The following is a 14,724-nucleotide window of genomic DNA, read 5'->3' on the forward strand; positions in this document are numbered from 1 at the left end:
CGACGGTGCCGTCGACGGGCGTCGGGACGACGTTGTTCGTCCCCGTCGAGATGCTCACGACCGGTACGTCGCCGATAGTCTGGGCCACGTCTCGCGTCGTGCCGTCGCCGCCGAGGACGACGACGGCGTCGGCGTGGTCCGCGAAGTGGGCCGCGGCCGCTCGGCTGTCCCGTCCCGACGCGGTGACCGTCATGTCCACGAACTCGACGCCGAGGTCGTCGGGCGCGTCGTCGACGATGCGGTCGGCGAGCCCCGTGCTGTCGGGCATGACGAGCACGTCGTCGTCGACGAGCGTCAGCCCCGCGAGGACGCAGCCCGCGGTGCGGCGTTTCGCGTAGTTGTTACTGACGCTCGCGCCGCCGGTGAGCCTGCGGATGTCGCGGCCGGCGGCGGGGTTGACGACGAGCCCGATAGCGGTCGTCACTTACACGATGCGGTTGATTGCGGCCTCCACGTCGGAGCCGTGGGGGAGCACTTCCTCTTCGAGCGCGGGGCTGAAAGGGATGTGAACGTCGGCGACGCCGACCCGCTGGATGGGGGCGTCGAGGCTGTAGAACGCGTTCTCCATGACGCGCGTCGCCACCTCGGCGTGAGTCCCGTACGACAGCGGGCTCTCGTCGGCGATGACGAGGCGCCCGGTCTTTTTCACGCTCTCGACCAGCGTCTCGGTGTCCATCGGGTAGAGCGACCGGAGGTCGATGACCTCGACGCTCGTCTGTCCGGCGAGTTCCTCGGCGAGTTCGAGCGATTCGCCGACCATGCGCTGGGTGGCGACGACAGTCACGTCCTCGCCCTCGCGTTCGACGCTCGCGGTGCCGATTGGGATGGTGAAGTCGTCGTCGAGCGGCACCTCGCCCTTCTGTTCGTATATCTGCTTGTTCTCGAAGACGATGACCGGGTCGTCGGACCGGATGGCCGACTTCAGGAGCCCCTTAGCGGACGCCGGCGTCGCGGGCGCGACGGCCATCACGCCGGGGAAGTGGGCGAACCACGTGTGAATCGTCCCGGAGTGCTGGCTGGCCGCGCCGCTGCCGCCGCCTTCGGTCGTTCGGACGGTGACGGGCATCTCCGTCTTGCCGCCGAACATGTAGCGGTTCTTCGCCATCTGGTTGATTATCTGCTCGGAGCAGACGCCGATGAAGTCCGAGAACATGATTTCGACGACTGGTCGCGTCCCGGTCGCCGCCGCGCCGACCGCCGCGCCCATGAACCCGGCCTCGCTGATGGGGGTGTCGCGGACGCGCTCCTCGCCGAACTGCTCGACGAGGTCGCCCGTGACCTCGTAGACGCCGCCGAACGCGCCGACGTCCTCGCCCATGACGAACACGTCGTCGTCGCGTTCGAGTTCCTCGCGGAGGGCGAGTCGAATCGCCTCCCTGATGGTCATCTCCTTCGTCCGGTCCGGGCCGGTTCCGCTGCTGGTCTCTGTGCTCATCGGTCTTCACCTCCGTCGGCCCGCATCCCGCTGGAAAAGTCGCTAATCTCCGGGACGGCCGCGTTGAACATGTCCTCGTACGCCTCGCTCGGGTCGGGGTACGCCGCGTCTTTCGCCTTCCCGACGGCGTCTTCGATCTGCTGGTCGATTTCGGCTTTCATCTCGTCGAACTCGGCTTCGGTTATCGTTCCCGCATCCACGAGTCGTCGCTTGAACGACTCGATGGCGTCGCGGTCCTTCCAAATCGCTACGTCTTCTTCGGTCCGATACGGCTGTTGGTCGCCCTCGAAGTGCCCGTGGTACCGATACGTCTCGGCCTCGATGAACGTCGGTCCCTCACCGTCGGCGGCCCGCTTGCGCGCCTCCTTGACGGCCTCGTAGACGGCAGTGATGTCCATGCCATCAACGGTGAAGCCGGGGATGTTGTACGCCTCCGCGGTCTCACTGAGATTCTGGACGTTGTGCTGTTTCTCGACGGGTGTCGCCTCGCCGTACTGGTTGTTCTCGACGAGGAACACCGCCGGGAGGTCCCACGTCGCCGCGAGGTTGATGGCCTCGTGGACCTGCCCCTGTGCGACCGCGCCGTCACCGAAGAACGCCAGCGCGACGGTGTCTTCGCCTTTCAGGTGCGACGTGAGCGCGGCACCCGTCGCCAGCGGCGGCCCCGCGCCGACGATGCCGTTCGCCCCGAGCATCCCCGCGTCGACGTCCGCGATGTGCATCGACCCGCCTTTGCCGTTACAGTAGCCGTTGGCCTTCCCGAACAGTTCGGCCATCATCAGGTCCGGATCGAGTCCCTTCGCGATACAGTGGCCGTGTCCCCTGTGGGTGCTCGTGATGTAATCGTCCGATTCGAGGGCCGAACACGCGCCGACCCCAACCGCTTCCTCACCGACGTAGAGGTGGACGAACCCGGGGAGTTCGCCGTCGCTGAATAGGTCGGCCGCTTTCGTGTCGAACGCCCGAATCGTGAGCATCCGGCGAAGCGCCTCGCGCTGTCCATCCTCTGTCTCGATGTCTAGTACCACCATGTGACGTACCAACAATTGCCACAATCTATGATGACTTTTTCTCAACGTGACACTCACTGAGTCAGTCGCGCGGCTGTGACTGTGTGATCGAATTACATGGGCCCGGACCAGTTATTCCGAACTTTTTACATGAGACAGAGACACGCGACGACGGCCCCGATAGATGGCCGGTTACACCGATGTCGCCTCCCAACTTTTGGTGTTCACGTCCTAACGAACAGACATGCGAGCACTCCAGGTCGTGGTAGCATGAACATGCTCTACGAAGGCGAGTGGCGAACCGACAAGTTCGTCGCCAACAACGAGGACGGCGAGTTCGAGCGCCAGACGACCGACTTTCGCAACTGGGTCGGCGAGGACGAGCGGTTCCCGGTCGAGGCCGACCGGTATCACCTCTACATCTGCCGCGCCTGTCCGTGGGCCCACCGCACCGCGATGACGCGCGCGCTGAAGGGCCTCGAAGACGTGATTTCGCTGTCGCTCGTCGAACCCGTCCGCATCGACGACGGCTGGGAGTTCTCCGAGAACCTCCCGGACCCGCTGTACGGCGAGGAGTTCCTCCGCGACATCTACCTCCGCGCCGACGACGAGTTCACCGGGCGCGTCACCGTGCCCGTACTGTGGGACAAAGAGCGCGAGACCATCGTCAACAACGAGTCCCGCGAGATAATGCGGATGCTCGACGAGGCGTTCGACCCCTTCGCCGACAACGACGTGGACCTCAACCCCGACGGCTACGAGGAGGAGGTCGACCGCCTCATCGACGAGATTTACGAGCCGGTCAACAACGGCGTCTACCGCGCCGGATTCGCGACGACCCAGGAAGCCTACGAAGAGGCCGTCGAGGAGCTGTTCGACGCGCTCGACCACTGGGACGAAGTGCTCGACGACCAGCGGTTTCTCGCGGGCGACGTGCTCACCGAGGCGGACATCGCGATGTTCGCGACGCTGATTCGCTTCGACCACGTCTACCACACGCACTTCAAGTGCAACAAGAAGGCTATCCACGAGTACGACAACCTCTGGAACTACACGAAGGAACTCTACCAACTCCCCGGCATCGAGAAGACGGTCAACATGGACCACATCGTCCGGCACTACTTCGTCAGCCACGGCGACATCAACCCCAAGCGCATCTACGGCGTCGGCCCCGACCTCGACTTCTCCGAACCGCACGACAGAGACCGATTCGACGCGGACCTCCCACCGGCGCTGACGCCTGACAACTGAGCCGCCGCGCCCGTCTCGTTTTCGTCTCCGCTCTCGCCGTCTCCCGCGACACCCTATTCCCGCTCGAAGCGCTATCACTTCTCATGGCAAGCCGCGCGGCTCGCGCCCTCCGGCGGTTCGAACCGCCGCCGCGGGCGGTCGACTGGTCCATCTTCGCGCTCGTCGTCTTCGAGACGCTCTCGGGCGTGCTGAGCCTCGGGGCCGGCCACCCGGCCAACGGCCTCCTGTTCGTCGCCCACGGCGTCGCCGGCCTCTCGCTGGTCGCGCTCGTCGGCTTCAAACTCTACCGGGTCCGCCGGCGCGTGCTCGACTCGCGGCTCCGCGACCGTCACACCGCGCTCTCGGTGCTCCTCGCGGTCGTCGCGCTCGCCGCCCTCGGAACCGGCGTCGCGTGGGTGCTCGGCGTCGAGGTCCGAATCGCCTTCTGGACGCTTCTCAACGTCCATATCGGCTTCGGCCTGCTCGTGCTGCCGATTCTTCTCGTCCATCTCCGGTCTCGCTTTCGCCCGCCCCGCGCGGTTGATTTCGCGGAGCGTCGCCGGGCGCTCCAGTACGGCGCGATACTCGTCTTCGGCGCGGCGAGCTATCGCGCGACCGAGACCGTCGGGGCGCTCCGCGGCGTCAGCCGACGATTCACCGGGTCGCGGCCGCTCCCGCCCGGTGAGGGCAACGACGCGTTTCCCGTGACGAGTTGGGTCGCCGACGACCCCGACCCCGTCGACCCCGACTCGTGGTCGCTTTCGGTCGCGGGGCTGGTCGACCGCCCGCTCGAACTCGACCGGGCCGACCTCACGCCCGACGAGACGCGGTCGGTCCTCTTGGACTGCACGAGTGGCTGGTACACCGAGCAGAACTGGACCGGCGTCAGACTCGGCGACGCGCTCGATAGCGCCGGTGTTCACTCGTCGGCGCGGTGGGTGACGGTCCGGTCGGTGACGGGCTTTCGGTGGTCGTTTCCAATCGCGGAGGCCCGCGAGATGCTGTTGGCGACCCGCGTCGGCGGCGAACCGCTCTCGCACGGCCACGGCGCGCCACTCCGACTGGTCGCGCCGAACCGCCGCGGCTTCCAGTGGGTCAAGTGGGTCGATTCGGTCGAGGTCCGTCGGCGACGCGACCCGGCCCAATGGCTCGCGGTGCTGGTGAGCGGGTTCGGATAGCGACGCTCACCACGGGAGAATCCACAGCACGTCGACGAGGCGGTCGAGAATCGTCTTCTTGGTATCGTCGTCCTCGTCGGTCGCGTCGTCGGTCGACGCGTCCTGTACGTCCGTCGCTCTGGGTTCGTCGAACCCGCTCGAATCGCTGGAGGGCACGCTCGTCGCTATGCCTGTCAACGTGGAAATGCTTTCTGTGGACGGGGTCGCTGGTTCTCACTCGTCGCGGAGTCCCACGAGACGCTGTTCGCGTCCCGCGTCGGCGACGAACTCTCGCACGCCTGCGGCGCGCTCGCCGTGAGTTCGCCACGCGGCGACGCCGGCACCGAGGAACAGGAGGCCGCCGACGACGAGTAAGAACGGTTCCGCCCCGAGGACGAGTCGCGTCGTCCCGTCGAACGTCTGGACCGTGGTGTAGAGTCCCGGGTCCCGAACGTAGTGGGACACGGCTACGAGCGAATAGCCGATTTCGACTCCACCGACTGCTACGGGGAGGGCCACGGCGTGCTTCCACCGGAGCGCGGCCAGCGCCCCGACGACGCCGACGCCCCCGAGTTGCGCCAGCAAGTACTCCTCGTGGTTGAGTCGGCCGTCCCATCCCGTCGTTATCGTTCCGTCGTATCCGGGTGCGACGTGGAGCAGTTCCTGATGGACTCCGGCGACGATGGCTCCGAAACCGACGACCGCCATCACGACTGCGAGCGTTCGCTGATGGTCCATACCGGCACGTCTCGTGTCGCCCAGAAATGATTTTGTTCCCGTTCCTCACTCGTCGCTTCCGCTCCGAATCGCTCGCTCGGCGGCGTCGAGCGCGGCGTCGGCGTCGAAGTCGGCGACGATGGCTTCCAGTTCCTCGCGCGTCGCGCCGGCGTCTCGCAGGTCGCGGGCGTGAGCGGTGATGTTCGGCACCGCGCGCACGATGTTGTCCACGATGGGGACTGTAGCGACCTGCGCCGACCGCGACATCGGGTTGAGGTCGACGACGATTTCGACTTTGTCCATCGCGCCGAGCGCCTCGGCCCGGTCGCCGTCTTCCAGCGGGACGACGACCACGTCGGCGCTTCCGATGCCGTCGGCGTCGACCTTCGCGCGCTCGTGGTCGATGCCGGGAATCCGCCCGTCGGCGGTGAGTCCCTTCACTTCGTCCGCGCCGTGGTCGCGCAGGTGGTCGACGATGGCCCGCATGCGCTCGTCGGTGCGGTTGAACAGGTTCACCTCGATGTCGGCGTCGACGGCCGCGGCGAGTTCGACGATTTCGCCGGGGCAGAGCGCCGCGACGTTCCCGTTGACGGAGATGACCGGGTGGTCTGCGAGCAGGAGATGCGCCGCGGCCGCCCGCGCCGCCTCGTCCGCGCTCGGAATCGTCCGCTCGCCGAGGAGGTAGTCGAACGCCTCGCCGCGCCCCTGCGCGATGAGTCCCTGCCGGCTCGTGATACCCTTCTCGACGCCCTCTTCGATGCGGTGACGGGTGAGAAGCGACTGGTATCTCGGGTGGCTCTCGGGAATCTCGATGTCGCTCATTGGTGGTGGATCGTCGCCGCGACAGTAACACGTTTTCTCATCGGGGCGGCTGGGTGGCTGAAACGCTCCGGCCGGTCCGAGAGGGCCTCGCGGCCGCCTACTCACTCAGCAGCGTCGCGCCCGCGGGGTGGACGCGGCAGCGCTCTGGGTCGTAGCCGGCGTCCGACAGCCCCGACCCGACCGCGAACGCCGTCTCGCCGAGCATCGCCATCGAGCCGTCGCCGCCGGCCGCGCGCACGTCGTCGACTGCGGCTTCGACCCGGTCGGTCAACAGGCCGGCGTCGCGGGCGAACCGCCGCGACTCGACGACAAATCGGTCGAGCGTCGGCTCGGCGCGGAGTGCTTCGAGGGCCGCCTCACCGGCCGTAGTGAGTGCTGTTGTGTCTCCCGACAGCACGTCGGCCGTCGAGAGGCCGCCGAACGCGACGTATTCGATTTCGGGGCGCGCGGGGACGCCGTCCATCCGGCCGTGGGCCGGCGCGCCGGGTTCGACCCGGATCGGCATCCCACCACGGGCCTGCGCGACCACGTCGCCGACGGCCGGTCCCCGCGCGGACCTCGGCAACGTGGGCGAGGGTGACGAGTTCGTTTTCCGAGCGTCCGCGGGAGAAGACCGCGTTCGACGCGACGCCGCCCCCGAGCGCCATCGCACCCGAGACGCCGAAGCCAGCACCGAGCGGCAGGTCGCTTTCCGCGTCGACGGCGGCCGTCACGCCCAGCGACCGAAGCACGTCCGCGACGGGCGGCATCTCGACCGCCTCGCCGTCGAGGGTGACGGTCGTCTCCTGCGCCGGTTCGACCGTCACGGTGACGCCGTGGGAGAGTGTCAGCCCCGCCCCGCGGGAACCGGCGGTCGCCGGGTCGTCGGCGGGGTGGGCGCTGAAAAACCCCGTCACGTGACCGGGCACGAACGCCGTCGCGTCGTCGCTCATCGGTCGTTCTACGACGGGGGTCGGTTAACGGTGTTGCGTTTCGTCGCGTCCGCGTCAGTCGCGGTCGAACGCCGCCTCTCGCTCCGCATCGCCTGCTTCGCCCTCGCGCCGGCGTGCCGCGGTCGACTCCCGGGCATCGGCGACCGTCTCCGTCTCTAACAGCCGCTCGACTTTCGCCTCGAACTCCTCCTCGGAGAGTTCGCCGGTCGCGTAGCGCCGCCGGAGCGTTTCGAGCGCGTCTTCGGTCTCGGTCGTCAACGACTCGTCCGCGCCGCCGCCGCGGCGGGACTCGTAGATGCGGACGAGGGCGAGCGCGGCGGGGAGCACGCCCGCGAAGCCGACCGGGAAGACGATCCAGAACCACGACACCCCGAGCGCGAGTAGGCCGAAGCCAACCAGAAAGATGAGCGCCATGACGACACCGGCGACCAGCTCTTCGAGCGCCGAATCCTCGTCGTCGGCCGCGTCGTCGGTGGCGTCGTCGACGATTCGCTTCGGGCTGGTCATCGGTATCCCTCGCGACGACGACGTTCGTGCATGGTGGTCTAACGTGCCCGGGAGATAACGACTGTTTCGCAAAAAGTGAGACGCGTCGGTGGTGCGCCGTCGCCTCGGGCGACAGGCGCTGGCGGGCTGACGAGACTCGCGTGCACTCGCCTCGTTAGCTCGTCAGGTCTTCGCCCTATGGGCTCAGACGCTGGCGATCACGCGGGAACACCGTCGGACTCACGTTGTTCGTCCGACGAGCACCCACTCGCAGAAACGCCTTCATCTACGGACTCAGGCGTTGTCTGTCTCGTGGGAACTCACTCGCAAATCGAAGATTTGCTCGTTGCTCCCGCGCTCGTGTTGCGCCGTCGCCTAGGGCGACAGACGCTGCCGGGTTGACGAGACTCGCGTGCGCTCGCCTCGTTAGCTCGCCAGGTCTTCGTCCTTACGGGCTCAGACGCTGGCGATCACGCGGGAACAGAACAGCCTCTCGGATGTTCTCCAGTCCGAGCATCGTCATGATGAGCCGCTCGCCGCCGAGGCCGAACCCTGCGTGCGGGGGCATGCCGTACTTGAACATCTTCGTGTAGTACTCGAACGCGTCGGGGTCGAGACCCTGCTGTTCGAAGCCGGCGACGAGGTGGTCGAAGCGGTGTTCACGCTGGCCGCCCGAGACGAGTTCCATGTTCGGGTGCATCATGTCGAAGCCCGTCGAAAGGGTCTCGTCGTCGTCGTGGTCCTTGATGTAGAACGGCTTGATCTCGCTGGGCCAGTCGGTGATGAAGTAGTGCTCGCCGACGTCCTCGCCGAGCGCCTTTTCGCCCTCGGTGGGGAGGTCGTCGCCCCAGACGAGCTGCTCGTCGAGCTTGCCCGTGGCGTTGATGCGCTGGATGGCCTCCTCGTAGGTGAGTCGCGGGAACTCGTCGGACGGCGCTTCGAACTCGTCTTCGAGACCGAGCGCTTCGAGTTCGTCCTGGCAGTTCTCCTCGACGGCCTCGTAGGCGGCCGTGACGACGGCCTCGCACACGTCCATCGCTTCCGTGTGGTCGATGAACGCCGACTCGAAGTCGATGGAGGTCGCCTCGTTGAGGTGGCGGGGCGTGTTGTGCTCTTCGGCGCGGAAGATGGGGCCGACCTCGAAGACGCGCTCCAGACCGGAGCCGACCATCAGCTGCTTGAACAGCTGCGGCGACTGGTTCATGAACGCCTCCTTGCCGAAGTAGGTGATGGGGAAGAGCTCGGTGCCGCCCTCGGTCCCCGTGGCGACGATTTTCGGCGTGTTGATCTCCGTGGCGCGGAGGTCGCGGAACTGCTCGCGGACGGCGCGCTGGACCTCGGCGCGAATCTCGAAGATGGCCTTGACCTCGTCCTTGCGGAGGTCGAGCGTGCGGTTGTCGAGGCGCGTCGAGAGCTCGGCGTCGACCTTGCCGGAGGGGTCGAGCGGGAGCTGTGCCTCGGCCTCGGCGATGACGTCGAGGCTCTCGGGCGTGACTTCGACGCCCGTCGGCGCGCGGGGCTCTTCCGCGACCTCGCCGGTCACGGAGATGACGCTCTCGCGGTGGACGCCGAGACCCGTCTCGACGAGGTCGTCGTCCATCTCGTCTTTCTCGAACTTGACCTGAATCTTGCCGGAGGTGTCCCGGAGAATCAGAAACGCGATGCCGCCGAGGTCACGAACTTCGTGGACCCAGCCGGCGACGGTGACCGTGTCACCGGGTTCGGCGTCGGCCGTGTACGTTCGGTTTCGCATACGACGTGGTTCCCGACCGTTCGTCTTAAACATCGTGTCTTCGCCTCGCTCGGACGCGTTCGAGTGTCGAATCCACCGAGAAGCGGAACGTACGCGGGACACACGTTGACGGGGTCTGTGGTACCGTGGTACTTAGTTCGCGGCACGTGTCCTCTCGGTATGGCTCCCGACTCACCGGACGGGCCGGCGGACGAACCGCGAACCGATGCCGACGCCGCCTCGGCGTCCGGTCCGGCACCGGAGGCCGCCCGGGCCGCCGACCTTGACTGGTCCGAAAGCGAGCGGGGCGACCGCTTCGCGTTCCGCCGGAAGCGACTCGCGGACGACGCCGGCGGCCGCGACCTCGGCTGTTCGCTCTACGAAGTCCCGCCGGGGAAGCGTCCGTGGCCGACGCACTACCACGAAGGCAACGAGGAGGCGCTGTACGTGCTCTCCGGAACCGGCACGCTCCGGACACGAGGGGGCGCGGCCGACCTCGACCTCGAACCGGACACCTACGTCGCGCTCCCCGCGGGAGCCGACTACGCGAGACAAATCGAGAACGACGGCGACGAACCGCTCCGATACCTCGCGCTCTCGACCATGAACCACCCCGACGTGACGGTCTACCCGGACTCCGACAAAGTCGGGGTGTTCTGCGGCGCGCCGCCGGGCGGCGACAAGAACGCCCGGACGCTCCACGGCTACTATCCGCGAGACGCCGACGTCGGCTACTGGGACGGTGAGCCGACCGACGAGGAGTGAATCGCTTCTCCCTTCCACCGCGACGGCTGATGCTGAGGTTTATATCCGAACCCGCGGCCACCTCGCCTCGGCCATGGACGTTTCAGACCTCGAAGCCGCGTTCGCCCTCCCGCTCGCCGAAGACGCCTCGTTCGATACGACGCTCGTCGGCGTCCTCGCGACGCTCGCATCGCTCGCCACGCCGCTCGCGGGGGTTCTGCTTGCGGGCTACGTCATCCGCCTCGTTCGCGCTGGCGACTGCGAGGCGACCGCGCTCCCGTCGTTCGACGACCTCACCGGTATGGCCGTCGACGGTGCTCGCCTCTCGGCTGCGCTCGTCGCGCTCCAACTCCCCGCGGTCGGCCTCGCGACCGCCGCCCTTCCGGGGTCCTCGCCGTCGCTTTCGATGCTCACGCACGCGACCGATCCAGCGATGTTCGGGCTTCTCGGTCTCTCCCTGCTCGACACCGCCACGCTCGCCGCGGCCGGGGTCGCCACGCTGGCGGGTTCGTATCTCTCGGTGGCCGCGACGGTCGCCCTCGCCCGCGAGCGGTCGCTCGTCGCGGCGATTCCGGTCACACGCGACCTCGCGCTCGACCGCTCGTTCGTCCGCGTCGCCTCAGCCGTCGCGCTCGTCGGCTTCGTCGCGCGCCTGCTTGTTTCCCTCTGCGCCGCGGTGCCGGCCGTCGGAACCGTGCTCGCCGCAATCGCGTCGTTCTGCTTTCTCGTCGCGGCCGCGACGCTCCTCGGCCGCGGCGCGCCGGACGCCACGACGCTCGGCGTGGACGTGACTCGGGAGTCGCGCGCTGGCGACGCAAACTCGGGGTCGGCCGAGCCGATGGAATCGGCGTAGAAGCGGAAACTGCGTCCGTGGGGATTACTCGGCGACGAGTTCGGCGGTCGCGTCCTTCGCGCCCTCGACCGTCTCGCGCACCGCGTCGACGCCCTCGTCGTGCAGGAGGTTGCCGACGACGACCGCGTCCGCGTGCTGGCCCATCTCGTAGGCCGACTCGTAGTCGTGGATGCCGCCGCCGTAGAACAGCGTCGCGTCGTCGAGCGCGTCGTGCGCCGCGCCGACCTTCTCGGGGTCGCCGTAGGTACCCGAGTACTCGACGTAGATGATTTTCTGGCCGAACATCTTCTCGGCGACGCGGGCGAAGGAGGCCACGTCCTCGGCGGACTGGTCGGTGTCGGCGTCGGTGTACTCGGCGACCGACGACTCGGGGTTCAACACGATGTACGCCTCGGTGTGGGTGCGGTCCCAGTCGAGGCCGTCTTCGATGCGGACCCACTCTTTGTGCGCGCCGGTGATCCAAAACGAGTCGCTCGCGTTGAACACCGTCGGGATGAGGTAGCCGTCCAGCGCGTCGTCGTCGATGACGACGCCGGGGTTCGACGGCTCCTGGTAGATGGGCACGTCGTACTTCGAGGTGGCCTCGATGACGCGTTCCATCTTCTCCTCTGTGATGTCGAGCGTGCCGCCGATTTCGAGGGCGTCGGTGCCCGTCTCACACACGTCTTCGAACGTCTCGCCGTCGACGAGGTCCTTGTCAGGGTCGATTTTGGTGATATGATCCCAGTCTTCCCACGGATAGCTCATTGGTCGCTCTTTGCTTGAGGGGGCGTAAAAAGCGTGCGGATGAAATGAGGGGTTCGGGTGGTATCGGGCGGTTCGTGTCTGTGACGTTACGATTTGTTCTTCAGTCCGCCGCAGTCTGCCACTTCCGAACCGTATCCGCACCAACGCCTTCGACTTTCGCCGCGATGTCGTCGGGTTCGGACGCCTTCAGCGTCTTCACGTCCTCGATACCGGCGTCTTTCAGCTTCTCGGCGGTCTTCGCGCCGATGCCGCTGATGCTCTCCAAGTCGGAGCCGCCCTCGCCGTTCTGCTGGGCCTGATACTCGCGGTAGTTGCAGATGGGACAGCCGAGTTCCCACGGCTCGCGGTCGCCCTCGTAGGTAATCCGGAGCTCCGGGAGGTCGTGTTCGTCGCAGGACTCGTCTGTCACCTCGATGTCGCCGCGACGGGGCAGCGGCAGCGAGTAGTCGCAGTCGGGGTACCGGGTACAGCCGACGAGCCGCGAGCCGGAGCGGAGCCGCTTGATAGCTAGCTCTCCTCCTTCTTCCTCACCGCACTCCGGACACGTCCCGATGACGAGGTCGTCTTCCTCGTCGGCCTCCTCGGCCTTACAGAGCGGACAGCCGTGGACGAACGTCTTGCGCCCGGCGAGCATCTTGATGTGGTGGAGGTCGTGGTCCTCGCAGGACTCCTCCATGATGAGCGGCTTCCCCGTGGAAGGAAGCGGCAGGGTGTGGGTGCAGTCGGGGTAGGAGTCACAGCCGATGAAGTACGAGCCGCGGCGGCTCTTTCTGACGACGAGGTCGCCGCCGCACTCCGGACAGGTTCCGACCGTCTTGTCGGCCTTCAGCGAGTCCTGCAGTTGCTTGCCGAGTTCCTCGCGGGACTCCATCAGCCCCTCGAACACGTCCTGGAGCATCTCCTTGGACTCCTCGGTCACGTCTTCGAGGGTGGCCTCGCCGCGGGCGATAGCCAGCATGTCGGATTCGAGCTGCGAGGTCATCTCCTCGCTGACGATGAGCTTCGCGAAGTCCTCGGAGGCCTCCACGACGGCCCGCGCGAGGCGGGTCGGCCGCGGCGGGTCGCTCTCGATGTAGCCGCGGTCGTAGAGCTTCTGAATCACGTCGTGGCGGGTCGCCTTCGTCCCGATGCCCATCTGTTCCATCGTCTCGATGAGCCGGGACTGGCCGTAGCGCCGCGGGGGCTGGGTCTGCTTGGCGTCGAGGTGCGTATCGGACAGCACGAGCGACTCGCCTTCCTCGACGTCCGGCACGAACGACTCGCTGGAGTTGAAGTACGGGTAGACGTCGTGGTAGCCGGCTTCGAGCAGGCGCTTGCCGTTGGCCTTCAGCGAGAGCCCCTCGACCTCGGCGACGACGCGGAGGTGCTCCCAGACGGCGTCCTCGGCGACGGTGGCGAAGAAGCGCCGGACGACGAGTTCGTACACGTCCCACTCGTCTTCGGTGAGGTCGGACGCCGAGGGGAGTTCGCCGGTCGGGTGAATCGGCGGGTGGTCGGTCGTCTCGTTGTCGCCCTCGGTTGGCTCGATTTCCTCCTGTTCGAGGAGGGACTCGGCGTCCTCCTTGAACCGGCGGTCGCCCTCGAACGCGCCGAGCAGTTCGCGCGGGTCGAGGTCGTCGGGGTACACCGTGTTGTCGGTCCGCGGGTAGGTGATGTAGCCGGCCGTGTAGAGGTCCTCGGCGATGCTCATCGCCCGCTGGGCGGAGTAGCCGATGGAGCCGGCGGCGCGGATGAACTGCGTGGTGTTGAACGGCGCGGGCGGCGTGTCGGTCCGCGTGCGGCGGTTGACCGACGCGACTTCCGCGGCTTCGACGCCGAGGAGCGTCTGGTAGGCTTCCTCTGCGTCCTCCTCGTTCCAGACGCGTTCGGCCTCGGTGCCGTCGTCGTCGAGGTAGAAGTACTGCGCCTCGAAGGACTCGGCGTCACCGTCGGCGTCCTTCGTCAGCTTGGAGAACAGCTCCCAGTAGTCCTCGGGGTCGAACGCCTCGATTTCGCGCTCGCGGTCGACGATGAGCTTCAGCGTCGGCCCCTGCACGCGGCCGACCGATATGAAGTCGTTGCCGAGTTGGCGGGCCGAAAGCGAGAGGAACCGCGTGAGCGCGGCCCCCCAGACGAGGTCGATAATCTGTCTGGCCTCGCCCGCGGCGGCGAGGTCGAAGTCGAGGTCGTCGGGGTTTTCGAACGCCTCCGTCACCTCGCGCTTCGTGATAGAGGAAAACCGCACGCGGTCGACGGGCACGTCCTCGTTCACGTCGCGGACGAGTTCGTACGCCTCCTTCCCGATGAGTTCGCCCTCGCGGTCGTAGTCGGTCGCGATGGTGACGTTCCCCGCGCGGCGGGCGAGCCGGCGGAGCGCGGCGACGATGTTCTCCTGCGTGGGGTGTTTCTCGACGGGCGCGCCGATGAGTTCGACCGGCTCCACGTCGCGCCAGTCGTTGTACTCCGGCGGGAAGTCCACGCCGACGACGTGGCCCGACAGCCCGATACAGCGCTTGCCGCCCCACTTGTAGACGTTCACGCCGTTCATTCGCTCCGCGGAGGCGGTCTCGCCGCTCAGGATGTCGGCGATGCGCCTCGCGGCGTTGTCCTTCTCCGTGATGATGAGTTCCGGACCCCTGCTCATTGAGCGGCGATATGATGGGGGTTGTCCTAAACCTTTCGTGCCGAATTCGGAGCGTAGCGGCCTCAACGCGCGCGGATACGGGCGTGCGGGTGAGCGCGCTTCGCGCGCGAAGGTGTGTGTCTGCCGACGCGTCCGCCACACGCCGCGTCTCCCGTCGGATTTCAATTTCACCGGCTCGCTCGCGCGGACGCGACCTCGGTGCGGAGCGCCCGCGACACCAGAACCGATAACCCCTA

14 protein-coding genes and 1 pseudogene are annotated in these 14,724 nt (G+C 67.1%); 4 read left to right on the forward strand and 11 right to left on the reverse strand.

Annotation, left to right across the window (positions count from 1 at the left end):
* The 3 genes from NKF06_RS07420 to NKF06_RS07430 all read right to left on the reverse strand — a co-directional run.
* A partial coding sequence (locus tag NKF06_RS07420) for an NAD(+)/NADH kinase (RefSeq protein WP_253244998.1) occupies positions 1–424 on the reverse strand: 424 nt, incomplete at its 3' end.
* The gene (locus tag NKF06_RS07425) at positions 425–1,435 is read right to left on the reverse strand and encodes an alpha-ketoacid dehydrogenase subunit beta (protein WP_253244999.1); all 1,011 of its coding nucleotides are present in this window, start codon (positions 1,433–1,435) and stop codon (positions 425–427) included.
* Positions 1,432–2,466, reverse strand: coding sequence for a thiamine pyrophosphate-dependent dehydrogenase E1 component subunit alpha (locus NKF06_RS07430; protein ID WP_253245000.1), 1,035 nt, complete (start codon positions 2,464–2,466; stop codon positions 1,432–1,434). The genes NKF06_RS07425 and NKF06_RS07430 overlap by 4 nt, the downstream gene beginning before the upstream one ends.
* A gap of 249 nt (positions 2,467–2,715) precedes the next feature.
* Between NKF06_RS07430 and NKF06_RS07435 the strand changes: the two genes are divergently transcribed.
* Both NKF06_RS07435 and NKF06_RS07440 read left to right on the forward strand, forming a co-directional pair.
* Positions 2,716–3,696 (forward strand): glutathione S-transferase family protein, encoded by a 981-nt coding sequence (locus NKF06_RS07435; RefSeq protein ID WP_253245001.1) that lies wholly within the window; start codon positions 2,716–2,718, stop codon positions 3,694–3,696.
* 83 nt (positions 3,697–3,779) lie between these two features.
* Positions 3,780–4,853, forward strand: coding sequence for a molybdopterin-dependent oxidoreductase (locus NKF06_RS07440; RefSeq protein WP_253245002.1), 1,074 nt, complete (start codon positions 3,780–3,782; stop codon positions 4,851–4,853).
* Between the two features lie 6 nt (positions 4,854–4,859).
* Here NKF06_RS07440 and NKF06_RS07445 read toward each other — a convergent pair whose 3' ends face one another.
* From NKF06_RS07445 to aspS, 6 genes and pseudogenes are all read right to left on the reverse strand, one after another.
* On the reverse strand, positions 4,860–5,009 hold the full coding sequence (locus NKF06_RS07445) for a hypothetical protein (RefSeq protein WP_253245003.1): 150 nt from the start codon (positions 5,007–5,009) through the stop codon (positions 4,860–4,862).
* A 57-nt stretch (positions 5,010–5,066) separates the two neighbouring features.
* Positions 5,067–5,570: a hypothetical protein gene (locus NKF06_RS07450; RefSeq protein WP_253245004.1), complete on the reverse strand. Its 504-nt coding sequence runs from the start codon at positions 5,568–5,570 to the stop codon at positions 5,067–5,069.
* Positions 5,571–5,615: 45 nt separating this feature from the next.
* Complete coding sequence (locus NKF06_RS07455) at positions 5,616–6,371, reverse strand: 4-phosphopantoate--beta-alanine ligase (protein WP_253245005.1); 756 nt, start codon at positions 6,369–6,371, stop codon at positions 5,616–5,618.
* Between the two features lie 97 nt (positions 6,372–6,468).
* Positions 6,469–7,303 (reverse strand): annotated as a pseudogene (locus tag NKF06_RS07460) (pantoate kinase).
* 54 nt (positions 7,304–7,357) lie between these two features.
* A complete protein-coding gene (locus tag NKF06_RS07465) occupies positions 7,358–7,810 on the reverse strand; it encodes an SHOCT domain-containing protein (protein WP_253245006.1) in 453 nt (150 codons plus the stop codon).
* 427 nt (positions 7,811–8,237) lie between these two features.
* Complete coding sequence (aspS, locus tag NKF06_RS07470; protein ID WP_058827253.1) at positions 8,238–9,542, reverse strand: aspartate--tRNA(Asn) ligase; 1,305 nt, start codon at positions 9,540–9,542, stop codon at positions 8,238–8,240.
* Between the two features lie 159 nt (positions 9,543–9,701).
* Between aspS and NKF06_RS07475 the strand changes: the two genes are divergently transcribed.
* Entirely contained in the window at positions 9,702–10,286 is a 585-nt protein-coding gene (locus NKF06_RS07475) for a cupin domain-containing protein (RefSeq protein ID WP_253245007.1), read from the forward strand.
* Positions 10,287–10,359: 73 nt separating this feature from the next.
* A complete protein-coding gene (locus NKF06_RS07480) occupies positions 10,360–11,118 on the forward strand; it encodes a DUF4013 domain-containing protein (RefSeq protein WP_253245008.1) in 759 nt (252 codons plus the stop codon).
* A 24-nt stretch (positions 11,119–11,142) separates the two neighbouring features.
* Here the strand turns inward: NKF06_RS07480 and NKF06_RS07485 are convergent, their stop codons facing one another.
* Both NKF06_RS07485 and NKF06_RS07490 read right to left on the reverse strand, forming a co-directional pair.
* The gene (locus NKF06_RS07485) at positions 11,143–11,865 is read right to left on the reverse strand and encodes a phosphoglycerol geranylgeranyltransferase (protein ID WP_004044255.1); all 723 of its coding nucleotides are present in this window, start codon (positions 11,863–11,865) and stop codon (positions 11,143–11,145) included.
* A 100-nt stretch (positions 11,866–11,965) separates the two neighbouring features.
* Positions 11,966–14,488, reverse strand: a complete 2,523-nt coding sequence (locus NKF06_RS07490; RefSeq protein ID WP_058827251.1) for a DNA topoisomerase I — start codon at positions 14,486–14,488, stop codon at positions 11,966–11,968.
* Positions 14,489–14,724: the final 236 nt, after the last annotated feature.

Origin of the sequence: Haloferax sp. AB510 (assembly GCF_024136985.1) — an archaeon.
Lineage (GTDB): Archaea > Halobacteriota > Halobacteria > Halobacteriales > Haloferacaceae > Haloferax.

Coding starts and splice junctions, on each gene's coding strand:
- NKF06_RS07425 (WP_253244999.1), bottom strand. CDS start 1,435: ATGAGCACAGAGACCAGCAGCGGAACCGGCCCGGACCGGACGAAGGAG.
- NKF06_RS07430 (WP_253245000.1), bottom strand. CDS start 2,466: ATGGTGGTACTAGACATCGAGACAGAGGATGGACAGCGCGAGGCGCTT.
- NKF06_RS07435 (WP_253245001.1), top strand. CDS start 2,716: ATGAACATGCTCTACGAAGGCGAGTGGCGAACCGACAAGTTCGTCGCC.
- NKF06_RS07440 (WP_253245002.1), top strand. CDS start 3,780: ATGGCAAGCCGCGCGGCTCGCGCCCTCCGGCGGTTCGAACCGCCGCCG.
- NKF06_RS07450 (WP_253245004.1), bottom strand. CDS start 5,570: ATGGACCATCAGCGAACGCTCGCAGTCGTGATGGCGGTCGTCGGTTTC.
- NKF06_RS07455 (WP_253245005.1), bottom strand. CDS start 6,371: ATGAGCGACATCGAGATTCCCGAGAGCCACCCGAGATACCAGTCGCTT.
- NKF06_RS07465 (WP_253245006.1), bottom strand. CDS start 7,810: ATGACCAGCCCGAAGCGAATCGTCGACGACGCCACCGACGACGCGGCC.
- aspS (WP_058827253.1), bottom strand. CDS start 9,542: ATGCGAAACCGAACGTACACGGCCGACGCCGAACCCGGTGACACGGTC.
- NKF06_RS07475 (WP_253245007.1), top strand. CDS start 9,702: ATGGCTCCCGACTCACCGGACGGGCCGGCGGACGAACCGCGAACCGAT.
- NKF06_RS07480 (WP_253245008.1), top strand. CDS start 10,360: ATGGACGTTTCAGACCTCGAAGCCGCGTTCGCCCTCCCGCTCGCCGAA.
- NKF06_RS07485 (WP_004044255.1), bottom strand. CDS start 11,865: ATGAGCTATCCGTGGGAAGACTGGGATCATATCACCAAAATCGACCCT.
- NKF06_RS07490 (WP_058827251.1), bottom strand. CDS start 14,488: ATGAGCAGGGGTCCGGAACTCATCATCACGGAGAAGGACAACGCCGCG.